14 protein-coding genes are annotated in these 15,095 nt (G+C 73.2%); 9 read left to right on the top strand and 5 right to left on the bottom strand.

Annotation, left to right across the window (positions count from 1 at the left end; all coding sequences use genetic code 11):
* Nucleotides 1-425: 425 nt before the first annotated feature.
* Nucleotides 426-1,013, top strand: coding sequence for a hypothetical protein (locus GON09_RS04590; RefSeq protein WP_213930793.1), 588 nt, complete (start codon nucleotides 426-428; stop codon nucleotides 1,011-1,013).
* A 43-nt stretch (nucleotides 1,014-1,056) separates the two neighbouring features.
* Here GON09_RS04590 and GON09_RS04595 read toward each other — a convergent pair whose 3' ends face one another.
* Nucleotides 1,057-1,398 carry a hypothetical protein gene (locus tag GON09_RS04595; RefSeq protein WP_213930794.1) on the bottom strand — a complete coding sequence of 114 codons (342 nt, stop codon included), beginning with the start codon at nucleotides 1,396-1,398 and terminating at the stop codon, nucleotides 1,057-1,059.
* A 207-nt stretch (nucleotides 1,399-1,605) separates the two neighbouring features.
* On the opposite strand from GON09_RS04595, the gene GON09_RS04600 reads away from it, so the two are divergent.
* The 5 genes from GON09_RS04600 (at nucleotide 1,606) to GON09_RS04620 (ending at nucleotide 6,687) form a co-directional block, all read left to right on the top strand.
* Nucleotides 1,606-1,944 carry an RNA polymerase-binding protein RbpA gene (locus GON09_RS04600; RefSeq protein ID WP_006554802.1) on the top strand — a complete coding sequence of 113 codons (339 nt, stop codon included), beginning with the start codon at nucleotides 1,606-1,608 and terminating at the stop codon, nucleotides 1,942-1,944.
* Between the two features lie 262 nt (nucleotides 1,945-2,206).
* Nucleotides 2,207-2,587, top strand: coding sequence for a chorismate mutase (locus GON09_RS04605; protein WP_374195279.1), 381 nt, complete (start codon nucleotides 2,207-2,209; stop codon nucleotides 2,585-2,587).
* Between the two features lie 7 nt (nucleotides 2,588-2,594).
* A complete protein-coding gene (gene pabB, locus GON09_RS04610; RefSeq protein WP_307854306.1) occupies nucleotides 2,595-4,790 on the top strand; it encodes an aminodeoxychorismate synthase component I in 2,196 nt (731 codons plus the stop codon).
* Complete coding sequence (locus GON09_RS04615) at nucleotides 4,787-5,701, top strand: NAD-binding protein (protein WP_213930796.1); 915 nt, start codon at nucleotides 4,787-4,789, stop codon at nucleotides 5,699-5,701. The genes pabB and GON09_RS04615 overlap by 4 nt, the downstream gene beginning before the upstream one ends.
* On the top strand, nucleotides 5,698-6,687 hold the full coding sequence (locus GON09_RS04620) for an AurF N-oxygenase family protein (RefSeq protein ID WP_213930797.1): 990 nt from the start codon (nucleotides 5,698-5,700) through the stop codon (nucleotides 6,685-6,687). Before GON09_RS04615 ends, GON09_RS04620 begins: the two co-directional genes overlap by 4 nt.
* 10 nt (nucleotides 6,688-6,697) lie before the next feature.
* Here GON09_RS04620 and GON09_RS04625 read toward each other — a convergent pair whose 3' ends face one another.
* Genes GON09_RS04625 through GON09_RS04640 form a run of 4 tightly spaced genes read right to left on the bottom strand, consistent with a single transcriptional unit; the run spans nucleotide 6,698 to nucleotide 11,270 of the window.
* Nucleotides 6,698-7,474: a polyprenol monophosphomannose synthase gene (locus tag GON09_RS04625; protein WP_213930798.1), complete on the bottom strand. Its 777-nt coding sequence runs from the start codon at nucleotides 7,472-7,474 to the stop codon at nucleotides 6,698-6,700.
* Nucleotides 7,474-9,102 (bottom strand): apolipoprotein N-acyltransferase, encoded by a 1,629-nt coding sequence (lnt, locus tag GON09_RS04630; RefSeq protein WP_307854307.1) that lies wholly within the window; start codon nucleotides 9,100-9,102, stop codon nucleotides 7,474-7,476. Before lnt ends, GON09_RS04625 begins: the two co-directional genes overlap by 1 nt.
* Nucleotides 9,099-10,709, bottom strand: a complete 1,611-nt coding sequence (locus tag GON09_RS04635) for an amidohydrolase (RefSeq protein WP_307854308.1) — start codon at nucleotides 10,707-10,709, stop codon at nucleotides 9,099-9,101. Before GON09_RS04635 ends, lnt begins: the two co-directional genes overlap by 4 nt.
* A gap of 18 nt (nucleotides 10,710-10,727) precedes the next feature.
* Complete coding sequence (locus GON09_RS04640) at nucleotides 10,728-11,270, bottom strand: FxsA family protein (protein ID WP_213930799.1); 543 nt, start codon at nucleotides 11,268-11,270, stop codon at nucleotides 10,728-10,730.
* A 105-nt stretch (nucleotides 11,271-11,375) separates the two neighbouring features.
* Between GON09_RS04640 and GON09_RS04645 the strand changes: the two genes are divergently transcribed.
* From GON09_RS04645 to GON09_RS04655, 3 genes are all read left to right on the top strand, one after another.
* A complete protein-coding gene (locus GON09_RS04645) occupies nucleotides 11,376-12,140 on the top strand; it encodes a TSUP family transporter (protein ID WP_213930800.1) in 765 nt (254 codons plus the stop codon).
* 63 nt (nucleotides 12,141-12,203) lie between these two features.
* Nucleotides 12,204-13,715 carry a TldD/PmbA family protein gene (locus tag GON09_RS04650; RefSeq protein ID WP_213930801.1) on the top strand — a complete coding sequence of 504 codons (1,512 nt, stop codon included), beginning with the start codon at nucleotides 12,204-12,206 and terminating at the stop codon, nucleotides 13,713-13,715.
* Complete coding sequence (locus GON09_RS04655) at nucleotides 13,712-15,082, top strand: metallopeptidase TldD-related protein (RefSeq protein ID WP_213930802.1); 1,371 nt, start codon at nucleotides 13,712-13,714, stop codon at nucleotides 15,080-15,082. Before GON09_RS04650 ends, GON09_RS04655 begins: the two co-directional genes overlap by 4 nt.
* Nucleotides 15,083-15,095 lie beyond the last annotated feature (13 nt).

Raw genomic sequence — 15,095 nt, forward strand, 5'->3', positions numbered from 1 at the left:
GTGTGTTCCCGTGTGACCGGGAACACACAACAAGCTAGACCACCTGTCCGGGCGGTACGACCGGATTGCCGCGACGATCGCGCCACCATCCGCCGCAGCGCCTCCCGCGTGCGTCCCGCGCCGCCGCGGCGACCCCCCGGAAGCGGGAGTGACCTCGGAAATCGTTCCCTCCACACGGCTTTCGTCGCGTTTCGATAACGTTTTCCCGGTGGGCGGGAGGATTGTCCTGTTCGTGACGGCCGTGACGATCGGGAACGCGTGTGAACCCGGATCGCGCTCGTCCGAAACGCCCCGAAACCGGACAGCTCTCCTTATTCTCGAAGCCGGCCGTCATCTTCGTGGCCCCGCGCCGCGACCCGTACGTGACCGGATCGCGACCGGATCGTCTCGCCCCGCCCGCTCGCCCCGACTCGAAGGAGCCCGAGATGTTGCGTCGCCGATCCGCACCGTTCGTCACCGCCCTGCTCGCCGCCGCCCTGCTCGCGGTGCCGGCCCAGGCCGCCGCCGATCCCGCCCCACCGGGGGTGCCGCTCGACCGGTTGCGCGCGCAGGTCGCCGACTCCCCCGAGACCCTCGCCGCGCTCGAACGGCTCGTCGCCGACTCCGGCTCGGCGAATCCGTTCGCGCCGCCGCCGAAGAACATCCCGCAGCCGTTCACCGCGCCCGCCCCGACCGTCGGTCCCGGCTGCGGCGGCGGCTTCGTGCCGTTCGCGATGACCAACGCGTGGGTGCATCCCGGCCCGCACGGTCAGGTGCCGTTCGGGGCGATCGAGGTGTTCGTCGAACCGACCGCCGGGGCGCCGGTCGCCGGCTCGGACCTGAAGTTCGTATGGATGAACATGGAGAACTTCCGCGCCGGGGTCGCGACCCTCGCCGACAACGGGGGCGGACTGCAATCGACGGTCATCGACACCGGTCCCGGCGCCGTGATGGGCGCCCTGTTCGGCTCCCTGCAGTACACGAACGGGGCGTTCTGCCAGGTCGTCTACACCATGGGTGGGTTCTTCGCCTGAGCCCGCGCGGGCGTGGCGGGCGTAACAGCGCAGGCGTTCGGCGTCAGCGCAGGCGTTCGGCGTCGCGGGCCAGGTCGAGCAGCTCCGCGCACAGCGCGGTCAGTTCGCCGGCGGCAGCGCCCTCGGCGACCGCGGTGGCCACGTCCTCGGCGGCGCAGCGCACCCGGAACGCGCGGTCGGCGAGCGCCTCGACCTCGGCGGCGGTGAGCACCACCGCGTCCTCGGGCAGGCCGGCACGGCGGGTGCTGCTGCGCTGCTCGTAGGCGCGCTGTCGGCACGACTGGCGGCAATAGCGTCGCCGCCGCCCGGTGCCGATCTCCGGTACCGGGCGCCCGCACCACAGGCACGTGCTCGCTCGCGTGTCACGTCCGGTCACGAGCGTCACTGTACTGCCCGGCCGTACCCGCAGCGGGGCTGCGCCGACACCGGGCGCGCGGCAGTGCGGCGGGTCGGTAGACTGGCACCTCGGCTCCTCGGTGGGCCGCGGGAACGGAATCGGCTCCGCCGACGTTGAGCACAGTGGACGTCGAGCTCGGCGTCGATGCCGCACGGCATCGTCACCCGGGCGGAGCACACAAGGAAGGACACCACCATGGCAGATCGTGTACTGCGAGGCAGCCGACTCGGGGCGGTGAGCTACGAAACCGACCGCGACCACGATCTGGCGCCGCGGCGAATCGCGCGCTACCGCTGCGACAACGGCGAAGAATACGACGTGCCGTTCGCGGACGACGCGGAGATCCCCGGCACCTGGATCTGCAAGAACGGGCTCGAGGGCACCCTGGTCGAGGGCGCCGCGCCGGAGCCGAAGAAGGTCAAGCCGCCGCGCACCCATTGGGACATGCTGCTCGAGCGCCGCTCCGTCGAGGAACTCGAGGACCTGCTCAAGGAGCGCCTGGACCTGCTCAAGGCCAAGCGCCGCGGCGCCTGACAGCCGGCCGCTCACTCGCACGTGTGCCGCCCCGGACGATCGTCCGGGGCGGCACACGTCGTTCCGGGCCCGGAACCCCGCTCGGCACGTGCGGGTGGTGCCGCGAATTCAGTTGCGGCCCCGCCACGAATCGATCAATCGTCGATATCGGCCTTCCGGTGCGTGCAATCATGATCGCACGCCGATCGATCATGATCGGCACGCCCGATCCGCGACCCCGCGCCGGTCTTCCGGCGGGTCGCTCGCAAGGGGGTGAGTGTCCGTGACCGACCGTCACCACACCGCGGCGGAGGTGCCGCCGGCACAGGCCGCCGCCGACGAATTGGCCGATCTGCGAGCCGAACTCGACGACATCGACCGGGCCCTGCTCGACGGGGTCCGGGCCCGCCTCGAGGTGTGCGGACGCGTCGCCGAACTCAAGCAACGCCACGGCCTCGACGTGATGCAACCCGGTCGCATGGAGGTGGTGCACCGCCGCGCCCAGGACTACGCGCACCGGCACGGCCTGTCCGGCGACTTCGTGCGGTCGCTGTACACCCTGCTCATCGACGAGGCCTGCCGGGTCGAGGACCACATCGTCGCCGGCAGCGACGCCGCGGACCCCATCCACTCCGGTCGCCGCGGCGTCGACGGCACGAACTGAGGTCGCCGTGTCCGCGCCCCGCCCGATCCGCACATTGTTGATCGACAACTACGACTCGTTCACCTACAACCTCTACGACCTGCTCACCCGCGTCAACGGCATCCCGCCGCGGGTGATCACCAACGACCGCAGCTGGGACGAACTCGCCGCCGAACCGTTCGACAACATCGTGATCTCCCCCGGCCCGGGCCGACCCGACCGGGCGCGGGACTTCGGGATCAGCGCCCGCGCCCTCACCGACGCCGGGGTGCCGCTGCTCGGGGTGTGCCTCGGCCACCAGGGGCTGTGCCAGCTGTTCGGCAGCGCCGTGGTCACCGCCCCCGAACCGGTGCACGGCCGCACCAGCCCGATCCTGCACGACGGCACCGGCCTGTTCACCGGCCTGCCCTCGCCCTTCGAGGCGGTGCGCTACCACTCGCTGATCGCCGATCCGGTCCCCGACGATCTCGACGCCACCGCCCGCACCCCGGACGGGCTGCTCATGGCCGTCGCGCACCGGCACCGCCCGTTGTGGGGGGTGCAGTTCCATCCCGAATCGATCGGCACCGCCCACGGCGCGCAACTGCTCGCCAACTTCCGCGACGCCACCCCGGCGCGCAGCCCGATCACCGTCACCCCGGCCGCCGCCCCGGAACCGGCGGCCGAGCCGGCCCCGCGATATGTGCTCGCCAGCCGCCGGCTCCCGCTGCACCCCGACCCGTCCGCGGTGTACGAGGCGGTCTTCGCCCCCGGCCCGCACGGCTTCTGGCTCGACGGCAGCGCCGCCCTCGACCCGCAGTCACGGTTCACCGTCCTCGGCAACGGCGCCGGCCCCCGCGCCGACTATCTGACCTACCGGGTCGGTGAGGGCATCGTGCGCGAACACCGCGCCGACGGCACCGTCGAGGAACACCGCCGCACCGTCTTCGACCATGTGACCGCCCGCCTCGCGCAGCGCCGCGTCGCCCCGCGCAACGACCTGCCGTTCGGGTTCGCGCTCGGCTACGTCGGCTATCTCGGCTACGAACTCAAGGCCGACGCCGGTGGTCAGCTCGTGCACACCTCCCCCCACGCCGATGCCGCGCTGGTGTTCGCCGACCGGGCGGTGGTCGTCGACCACGACGGCCGCTGCTGCTATCTGCTGGCCCTGACCGAGGACGCCGACGATCCCGCGACCGGCGCCTGGTTCGACACGACCGCCGCGATCCTGGCGGCGCTGCCCGAACCCGCCGACGAACAGACCCCGGTGCCTCTGGTCGGCGCGGACGGCGGCCCGCAGTTGCGGCTGCGGCACTCCCCGCAGCGCTATCTCGATCTGATCGCCCAGTGCCAGAACGAAATCCGCAGCGGCGAGACCTACGAGGTGTGCCTGACGAACACCGTCACCGTCGACGGCGGCATCGACCCACTGAGCACCTACCGGGTGCTGCGACGGATGAGCCCCACCCCCTACAGCGCACTGCTCGACTTCCCCGAGGTGGCGGTGCTCAGCGCGTCCCCGGAACGTTTCCTGCGTATCGACGCCGACGGCACCGTCGAATCGAAACCGATCAAGGGCACCCGCCCGCGCGGCCGCACCCCCGGCGAGGACACGGCGCTACGGGAAGACCTGCAGGCCAGCGAGAAGGACCGCTCCGAGAACCTGATGATCGTCGACCTGGTGCGCAACGACCTGTCCCGGGTGTGTGTGCCCGGCTCGGTGCACGTGCCGGCGCTGTTCGCGGTGGAAACCTATGCGGCGGTGCACCAGCTGGTGTCCACGGTGCGCGGCACCCTGCGGCCGGAGGTCTCGGCGGTGGACTGTGTGCGCGCCGCCTTCCCCGGCGGGTCGATGACCGGTGCCCCGAAGCTGCGCACCATGGAAATCATCGACAAGCTCGAGGACGGCCCGCGCGGGGTGTACTCCGGAGCGATCGGCTATCTGTCCCCGACCGGCGCCGCCGACCTGTCGGTGGTCATCCGCACCCTCGTCGCCACCGCCCACGAGGTGACCTTCGGCATCGGTGGGGCGATCGTGGCGTTGTCCGATCCGGCCGACGAACTCGACGAGACCCTCGTCAAGTCCGTGGTGATGCGCCGCTGCCTCGCCGCCGCCCGCGACACCGCCACCGCCCGCGACACCGCCACCGCAACCGACGCCGGCTCCGCAACCGACGCTGCGGCCGGGACGGGGGCCGGGTGCGTCGACGGGCCGCCGGTGCTGCCCGGGCGGGCCGGACCGTGACCGTCCCCGGCCGGGTGGTCGTCGCCGGCGGATGCGGCGCCGTCGGCGTCCTGCTCGCCGATGCGCTGCGCGAGACCGGCCGTGAGGTGCTCGTCGTCGACCCGGCCGCCGACCCGGCCACCCCCGGAATGCTGCGCGCCGATCTGACCGCCCCCGACACCGCCCTCGCCGCCGCCCTCGGCGACGCCGACCTCGTGATCCTGGCCGTCCCCGACGTGATCGCCGGGGCCGCCCTGCCGGTGCTGGCGCGGTTGCTGCCCCCACACACCCTGCTGGTGGAGACCTTGTCGGTGAAGACCCCGATCGCCGCGGCGCTGCACACCTACCGGCCGGGCGCACCCGCGCTGGGCATCAACCCGATGTTCGCCCCCGACCTCGGTCTGCCCGGCCGGCCGGTGCTCGCGGTGCGCCACCACGATGCCCCGGCCGCGGACGAGTTCGTGACGGCACTGCGCGCCTGGGGTGCCGGCGTGGTGGAGACCACCGCGGACGAGCACGACCGCATCACCGCCGCCGTGCAGGTGCTCACCCACGCCGCGATCCTCGCCTTCGGGATCGCCCTCGACCGGCTCGACGTGCCGGGCGTCGCCGCGCGGGTCGCCGCGCCCCCGCACACCGTGCTGCGGGCGCTGCTCGCGCGCCTCACCGGCGGCACCGCCGAGGTCTACCACGACATCCAGCGCACCAACCCGTATGCCGCCACCGCCCGTCGCGCGCTCGCCGAGGCGGTCGCCGACCTCGACGCCGCCACCGACGCGCTGCCCGACTTCGCGGTGCTGCTCGACCGGGCCCGCACCGCGCTCGGCGACGGGCAGCCCGCCGCCGCCGAGCTGTGCGCGCAGCTGTTCGCGACGCTGCCGCGGGATCCGGGGGCGGTGGACTCCTCCCGCGAGGAAAGGAGCCGGACGTGACCGAGTCCGACATCCCGGGTGTGCAGCTGCGCGCGCCGGAACTCCCGCAGCACGATCCGTCCGATCCGGCCGAGAGCGCGGTGATCGCCGGACTGGTCCGGTCCTGGCCGCGCCGCGCCGCGGTGAAGAAACCCGAGGTGGATCTGGATGCGCTGTTCGAACCGCACCGCGCCGACTTCCCCGAGCAGATGCTGCCCTTCGCCGAGCATCCGCGCTATCTGGCGCTGGACGAGCCGCCGCGGGCGCGGCTGCGGGCATGGGCGTGGATCGCCTACAACAAGAGCGTCGTCGACATCGAGCAGCACGTCGTCAATCCGGGCTTCGGGTTGATCATCGACGACGTGTTCGGGTTCGGGCCGTCCGACCGGGTGGTGACCGGGGTGCTGCAGGCGATGGTCGACGAGCAGTACCACACCCTCATGCACCAGCAGGCCAACGCGCTGACCCGCCGCCGCCGCGGCTGGGCGTTGCCGGAGTCGGTGCTGCCGGGGTGCCCGACGGTGCGGGAGCACCGCGCCGCGGTCGCCCGGGCGGAGGATCCCCGGGCGGCGGCGCTGGTGCAGCTGGCGTTCACCACCGTCGCGGAGACCTCGATCAGCGCGTATCTGGCGTTGCTCACCACCGACCCGCAGGTGCAGCCGGTGAACCGCGCGACCGTGGCCGTGCACCGCCGCGACGAGCTGTGCCATGCCTCCCTCGCCGGCGGGTTGCTCACCGCTGTGCTCACCGAACTCGACGACGTCGATCGGGTGCGGTTGCTCGACGCGCTCGGCGCGGCGGTCGCCGCGTTCACCGGCGCCGACACCTCCACCTGGGCGGCGATCATCGCGCACGAGAACATTCCGGGTGGCGACGAACTCGTCGCCGACACCATCGCGGTGAGCGAGGGCCGGCCGGTGGTGCAGGACTGCACCGCCATCCGCCGGCTGTGCGGGGGCTTGGGGCTCGGGGAGGAACTCGACGCCCGCTGGCCCTGGCGCCGCTGAGCGGGCCGGCTCAGCGGCCGAGCAGTGCCCGCAACCGCGCGAGCCGGCTGCGCAAGCCCCACACGGTGACCCGCACCAGGGCCTCCTGCACGATGTTGCCGTTCATCTTCGACTCGCCGATCTCCCGTTCGGTGAACGTGATGGGCACCTCGGCGACGGTGAACCCGGCCTGCAGGGTGCGCCACGCCAGATCCACCTGGAAGCAGTAGCCGTGCGAGGCGATCGCGTCGAGGTCGAGCTTCTCGAGCACCTCCCGGCGATAGGCGCGGTAACCGCCGGTGATGTCCTGGATCGACACCCCGAGGGCGAGCCGCGAGTAGATGTTGCCGCCGCGCGAGAGCACCTCGCGGTGCCACGGCCAGTTCACCACCGTGCCGCCGGGCACATAGCGGGAGCCGAGCACCAGATCGGCACCGGCGTCGACCTTCTCGAGCAGCAGGTGCAGCTGTTCGGGGGCGTGGCTGCCGTCGGCGTCCATCTCCACGAGCACCGTGTAGTCGTGTGCCAGACCCCACCGGAAACCGGCGATGTAGGCGGCGCCGAGGCCGTTCTTCTCGGTGCGGTGCAGCACCGCGATGCGTTCGTCGGCGGCGGCGAGTTCGTCGGCGAGGGCGCCGGTGCCGTCGGGGCTGCCGTCGTCGACGACGAGGACGTGGGTGTGCGGCAGCGCGGCGTGCAGCCGGGTGATGATCCGACCGAGGTTCTCCCGCTCGTTGTAGGTCGGAATGATCACCAGGGTGCGGGCGCTGGGTGCGCTGTCGTTCCCGGCCGGCGTTGCCGCTGCCATCAGAGGTCCTCCTTGTCGAACCGGCCACCGGCCGGTGCTCCTGCTGCGCCGGTGCTGGTTCGAGCTGCCGCACCGGCCTTCTCCCGCCGCCCCCGCACCAGGGCGAGACCGGCGGCGGCCACGGCCGCGGCGCAGAGCAGAAGCTCCGGCGCCGCTCCGAGCCGACTAGCCAGCGTAACGTCTGCGCGCACGGGCACCTGCGCCACCAGGGCATCGGGCACGAACAGCGGTGTGCTCTGCTGCACCCGGCCGTCCGGGGCGACGATCGCGCTGACCCCGCTGGTCGCCGCGACCACCACGGCCCGGCCGTGCTCGACGGCCCGCAGCCGTGACATCGCCAGCTGCTGGTAGGTCATCTCGGTGTCGCCGAAGGTGGCGTTGTTCGTCGGCACCGCCAGCAGCTGCGCGCCGGCGTCGATCGAGTCGCGGAACGCCCGGTCGAAGGCCACCTCGTAGCAGGTCGCCACCCCGATGTCGATGCCGCCGGCGGTGACGGTGCCGTCCCCGTCGCCGGGCACGAAATAACCCGCCCGGTCGGCGTACTCGGAGAACAACCGGAAGAACGAGCGCCACGGCAGATACTCGCCGAACGGCTGGATGATCTTCTTGTCGTGCCGCTCCCCCGGCCCGGTCTGCGCGTCCCACACGATCACCGAATTGGTGGTGGTGCCGTCCCCGTTGATCAGCACCGCCCCGACGAGGATCGGCGCGGCGATCGCGGCGGCCGCGGCGGTGATGTCGCGGGCGGCGTCGGCGTTGCGCAGCGGATCGATGTCCGAGGCGTTCTCCGGCCAGATCACCACGTCCGGGGCCGGGGCCCGCCCGGCGGCGACATCGTCGGCGAGTTCGAGGGTGCGGGCGACGTGATTGTCGAGCACCGCCTTGCGTTGGGCGTTGAAGTCCAGGCCCAGGCGCGGCACGCTGCCCTGGATCGCCGCGACCGTCACCGTCGACGACTCCTCGGTGGGGGTGCGCACCAGCGGCCACGCCGCCGCCGCGAGCAACGGGCCGAGCAGGCTCACCGCGACCGGCACCGTCCAGGCCCGCGCGGCGCGGGGACGGTGGTAGGCGGTGAGGACGACGGCGGCGAGCCCGGCGCCGGTCGCGGCCACGGCGAACGACACCAGCGGGGCGCCGCCGACGACGGCGAGGGAGACGAACCAGCCGTCGGGTTGCCCGAACGCCAGGCGCCCCCACGGGAAGCCGCCGAACGGGACGCTCGACCGCAACCATTCGGTCAGGCTCCACGCCGCCGCGATCCACAACGGCGCGACCGGCAGGGACCGCAGGTGCACCACCAGCGCGCCGAACAGGCCGACGAAGACCGCCTCGGCGGCGGCGAGCGCCAACCACGGCAACGGACCGACGTACACCCCGATCCAGGGCAGCAGCGGCACCAGGAAACCGAGACCCGCGAGGTAGCCGTAGCCGAAACCGGCGCGTCGCCGCATCGGTACTGCAACCAATACACCGATCAGGAGGGCGAGCCCGACGGGGGCGAGGAACCACAGCGGGCGCGGCGGGAACGACGCGAACAGCAACAGTCCCGCGACGACGGCGGCCGACGCCCGCAGTGCGACGCCGCGCACCGTCCGCGCGGTGACCGCCGCGAAAGGCCGGCCGGTCACCGCGCGTACACGACCCGGCCGCGGTGCACACTGCGCACCAGCACCGGATCGGCGGTGCCCGGGGTGAGATCCGGCAACGGCGCCACCCGCGACCGCGGATCCGTCGACCAGCGCTGCACCGAGTCCTTCGGGGCGGCGACCACCAACTCCCCCACCTCCCAGATCGCATACGATGCCGGCGCGCCGGGATCGAGGGTGCCGGCCATGCCGTCGCGCACCCCTCCGGCCCGCCACGCCCCGCGGGTCGCGGCGGCGAACGCCGCCCGCGGGGAGATGCCGCTGCCGTCGGTGCGGTGGTGCACCGCCGCCCGCAGCATCGGCCACGGCCGCGGCGCCGTCACCGGCGCATCGGAGCCGAACGCCAGCGCCAGGCCGGTCGCGGCCAGCGACGCGAACGCGTTCAGCGCCGCCGCGCGGTCGGCGCCGAGCCGCTGCGCGTACATCCCGTCCGGTCCGCCCCACAGGGCGTCGAAGCTCGGCTGCATGCTCGCGATCACCCCGTACCGCGACAACACCTCCGCCTGCGCGACCGTCAGCGACTCGACGTGCTCGAGCCGATGCCCGCGCGCGGCGAGCGCCGGTCCGCCGACCTCCGCGGCGACCGCCTCGAACGCCGCCACCGCGGCGGTGGTCGCGGCGTCACCGATGACGTGGAAACCGGCCTGGATGCCCGCCGACGTGCACGCGCGCACATGGGCGGTCAGCTCGTCCTCGGTCAGATAGGTGGTGCCGCAGCAGTCCGGCAGGTCGTCGTAGGGTCGGGCCAGCGCCGCGGTGTGCGAGCCGATCGACCCGTCGACGAACAGATCCCCGCCGAGCGCGGCGGCGCCGGTGGCGGCGAGCAGCTCCGCGGCTTCCTCGCCGGTGCGCACCGCCTGCCCCCAGTAGCCGCGCACCTGCACCGGATGGTCGGTGCCGAGCAGTTCGGTGAAGTCGTCGAGCCCGGAGATGTCGGGGCCGGCGCATTCGTGCACCGCGACGTAGCCGTGCGCGGCGAAATCGTCGAGGGCCGCCAGCCGGGCGCGGGCCCGCTGCGCGGCGGTCAGGCCGCGGCGGGCGGCGCCGCGCACCGCGTGGTGCGCCGCGGCGGTCAGCGGCTGCTGCGGATCGAAACCGGCCAGCTCGTCCAGGGGCTCGGCGGCGACCCGCAACGCGCTCGACGCCGCGGCCGAATGGGCGTCGATGCGGCCGAGGTAGACGAGCCGGGCGGGGGCGGCGGCGTCGAGGTCGGCGGTGCTCGGCGGGGTGGGGTCGGGCCAGCGGGTCTCGTCCCAGCCGTGCCCCCAGATCACCGCGTCGTCGTGCGCGTCGGCGTGCGCGCGCACCCGGCGCAGCGCGTCCTCGCGGTCCACGGCGTCGGTCAGGTCCAGCCCGGTCAGCGCCAGGCCGTGGCTGGTGGTGTGCACGTGGGTGTCGACGAAACCGGGGGCGACGAACGCGCCGTGCAGGTCGACGATCTCGGCGTCCGGGTGCAGGGCGCGGCCGGGCCGGTCCTGCCCGACCCACACGATGGTGCCGTCGGTGACGGCCATCGCGGTGGCATCGGGGGCACCGGCGCTGTAGATGCGGCCGCCGACGAGAAGCTGGGTGTGCGGTGCAGGGCTCACGGGTGCCCAGTCTGCCCGTTACCGCTCCTCGCGGCGGCGCGGGGTCTCCACGATCTCCCCTTCGAGCACGGTGCCGCGGTCGTCGACCTGCTCGGGCGCGGCCGGGCCGCCGGTCAGGTGCGGGGCGGCGCCGACGACGCTGTGATCGACGACCTGCCCGTCGACCACCACCAGCCGCGGCGCGGTGAACCCGGTGGTGCGGGCCCGCCGCGCGACCAGCGTGCGCACCGCCGGGCGCAGCGCGGCGCGGGTCGGCAGCAACAGCACCACCCCGAGCGCGGTGCTGACGATGCCGGGGATCAGCACCAGGGCGGCGCCGGCGCCGAGGAGCGCGCCGTCGGTGAGCACCCGCTCCGGGGAACTCGCGCGCGGCGCCCGGCCTGCGCGCAGTTCGCCGAGGCTGCGCAGCGCGCGGCGGCCCAGCGCGGCGAGCACGAGATAACCGGCGGCGCTGACGCCGAGGAAGATCAGCACGGTGGCGAGGGCACCGAGGGTGGAGCCGAGCCAGGCGAGCACCGCGATCTCCGCCACGATGTAGAGCACGAACAACAACGGGTACACGGCGGGATTTCCTTCCGTCGGCGACTTCTGTCCGGTCAACGAACGAACCGCCGGTTTTTCTCCCGGACCCGGCGACCGGATGCGGCCCGTGATCGAATGGCCGCCATGACTGCGGGTGACTGGGCGTTGCTGCTGACCGCCGCGACGGCCGCCGGCTGGGTGGACGCGGTGGTCGGCGGCGGCGGGCTGATCCTGCTGCCCGCGCTGTTCCTCGTCGCCCCGCAGTTGACACCGCAGGCGGCGCTCGCGACGAACAAGCTCACCGCGATCTGCGGGACCGGCGCCGCGGTGGTGACCTTCGCGCGGCGCATCCCGCTGCGCTGGTCGCTGCTCGGTCCGGCTGCGCTCGTCGCGGCGCTGGCCGCGGCGGCCGGGGCGGCGGCGGTCTCGCTCATCGACCGGGAGGTGTTCATCCCGATCGTGATGGTGGTGCTCGTCGCGGTGGCGGTGTTCGTCACCACCCGTCCGAAACTCGGGGCCGGCGGCACCCGCCGCCCGTCCACGCTGCGGCTGGTCACGGTGGTGGTGACGGCCGCGGCGGTGATCGGCTTCTACGACGGGATCCTCGGGCCGGGCACCGGTACCTTCTTCATCATCGTGTTCGCGGCGATGCTCGGCAGCGAATTCGTCACCTCGGCGGCGATGGCGAAGGTGCTCAACTTCGGCTCGAATCTGGGGGCGCTGGTGTTGTTCGCCCTCGGCGGGCATGTGTGGTGGACGCTCGGGTTGGCGATGGCGGTGTGCAATGTGGCCGGCTCGGTGCTCGGCTCCCGGATGGCGCTCGCGCGTGGCGCCGGCTTCGTGCGGGTGGTGCTGCTGGTCGTGGTGGTGGCCATGGTGATCCGGCTCGGCATCGAACAGTTCGGCTGAGCCGGCCGCGGTGGGTCGGTGCGGCAACCCCGGCACGGTGCGCACCGGCGATAGGGTGGGCGGGTGAGCGCGGTGGACGACGACTTCTTGGCCCTTCCGTTGCATGCGGCCGCCGACGCGGCGCTGACGGTGGCGCGCGCGGCGGGTGCGATCCACGCCGATGTGCGGGTGCATCGGATGCGGACCTGGACGAGCACCCTGCGTGACGGCGCCCTGCAGGCCGCGGTGGACGGCACCGACTGCGGGGTGGCGGTGCGGGTGCTGCTCGACGGCACCTGGGGGTTCGCCTCGCATCCGGTGCCCGGACCGGACGGCGCCGCCGATGCCGCGGCCCGCGCGGTGGCCGTGGCCCGCACCCTGCGCGCGTTGAATCGGGATCCGGTGCAGTGGGCCGACGAACCGGTCCACCGGGACGCGGTGTGGGTCTCGCCGTACGAGATCGATCCGTTCACCGTGCCCGCCGCCGAACGCATCGCGGTGCTCGAGGACTATTCGCGGCGGTTGCAGGATGCCACCGGGGTCGACCACGTCAGCGCCACTGTGATGCTGGTCAAGGAACAGAGCTTCTATGCCGATCTCGCCGGGTCGACGATCACCCAGCAGCGGGTGCGGATCCACCCGGACCTCGAGGCGACCCGCGTCGACCGGGAGGCCGGCACCTTCGAGTCGCTGCGCACCCTGGCCCCACCGACCGGCCGCGGCTGGGAGTACCTCGGCTCCGACCGGTGGTGGGACTGGAGCAGTGAGCTCGCCGAGCTGCCCGAGCAGCTCGCCGAGAAGGCGCAGGCCCCATCGGTGACCGCGGGCCGCACCGATCTGGTGATCGACCCGACGAATCTGTGGCTGACCATCCACGAATCGGTCGGGCACGCCACCGAATACGACCGGGCGATCGGCTACGAGGCCGCCTATGCCGGCACCTCCTTCGCCACCCCCGACCTGCTCGGCAGCCTGCGCTACGGCAGCGACGCCATGCACGTCACCGCCGACCGCACCGAACCGCACGGGCTGGCCACCGTCGGATACGACGACGACGGGGTCGCCGCCCAGTCCTGGGATCTGGTGCGGGCCGGGGTGTTCGTCGGCTACCAGCTCGACCGGGCGTTCGCCCCCAAGCTCGGGGTGGCACGGTCGAACGGCTGCGCCTACGCCGACTCGGCGCATCACGTGCCGATCCAGCGGATGGCGAACGTGTCGCTGCAACCCGATCCGACGGTCGATCGCAGCACCGCCGATCTGATCGCCGCGGTCGACGACGGGCTGTACATCGTCGGCGATCGCAGCTGGTCGATCGACATGCAGCGGCACAACTTCCAGTTCACCGGGCAACGTTTCTACCGGATCCGCGGCGGCCGGCTCGCCGGGCAGGTCCGCGATGTCGCCTATCAGGCGTCGACCACCGAGTTCTGGGGTGCGCTCGAGGCGGTCGGCGGCGCGTCGACCTGGCGGCTCGGCGGGGCGATGAACTGCGGCAAGGCGCAACCCGGGCAGATCGCCGCGGTCTCGCACGGCTGCCCGTCCGTGCTGGTCCGCGGCGTGAACGTGCTCAACACGGTGCAGGAAGGTGGCCGATGATCCCCGGAGACCGACTCGTCGAGACGGCCCTGGCCGCCTCCCCCGCCGACGAGACCATCGTGATCGTCACCGACGGCGCCGAGGCGTCGCTGCGGTGGGCCGGCAACTCGATGACCACCAACGGGTCGGCGCGCGCCCGCAGCGCCACCATCGTCGCGATCCGCCGCACCCCCGGCGGGGCGCACTGCGGGGTGGTCACCGCCCCGATCGTCGACGCCGACGACCTCGCCTCGGTGGTCACCGCGGCGTGGGCGGCCGCCGAGCAGGCCCCGGCCGCGCCCGATGCGATGCCGCTGATCGACGGCGACGGCCCCGACCCGCACTGGGGTGATCCGGCGGTCGGCACCGATGTCGAGGTCTTCGCCCCGCTCCTCGACGGGCTCGCCGCCGGGTTCGACGACACCGATGCCCTCTACGGGTTCGCGCACCACCAGACGACGACCCTGTGGCTGGGTACCTCCACCGGGGTGCGGCGCCGCTGGGTGCAGCGCGACGGCTCGCTCGAGATCAACGGCAAACGCGGCGGCCCGACCGGGGCGAGCGCCTGGGTCGGGGCGGGCACCGGCGACTTCACCGACGTCGCCATGGACCCGTTGCGCAGCGAATTGGCGCGGCGGCTGGACTGGGCCGGCACCCGCGTCGACCTGCCCGCCGGCCGGTACGAGACGGTGCTGCCGCCGTCGGTGGTCGCCGATCTGCTGATCCCGCTGCTGTGGTCGCTCGACGGGCGTGGCGCCGAGGAGGGTCGCTCGGTGTGGGCGGGGACCGGCGGCACCCGCCTCGGCGAGCGGCTCGCGGCGCTGCCGGTGACGTTGACCTCCGATCCGGCCGCGCCCGGTCTCGGCTGTCCGCCGTTCGTGGTGGCCACCGCCTCCACCGACAGCGTCTCGGTGTTCGATACCGGCATGAGCGCCGGGCGGGTCGACTGGATCCGCGACGGCGCCCTGCACGCCTTGGCGTATCCGCGGGCCGCGGCCACCGAATTCGGGGCCGTCCCCACCGCGCCGGGGGAGAATCTGCTGCTCACCGGCGGCGGCACCGCCGATGTGGACGCCATGATCGCCCGCACCGAACGCGGTCTGCTGCTGACCACCGTCTGGTACCTGCGGGAAGTGGATCCGGCGGTGCTGTTGCTGACCGGTCTGACCCGCGACGGGGTGTATCTGATCGAGGACGGGCAGGTGCGGGCGGCGGTGAACAACTTCCGGTTCAACGAGTCCCCGGTGGATCTGCTCGGCCGCGCCACCGAGGTCGGTGCCACCGAACGCACCCTGCCGCGGGAATGGAAGGACTGGTTCACCCGCACCGCGATGCCGCCGATGCGCATCCCCGACTTCCACATGTCCTCGGTCAGCGCCGCCCACTGACGTCCGGTCCGGT

It is taken from the genome of Rhodococcus sp. B50, from assembly GCF_013602415.1.
In the GTDB taxonomy this organism is placed as follows: Bacteria; Actinomycetota; Actinomycetes; order Mycobacteriales; family Mycobacteriaceae; genus Rhodococcus.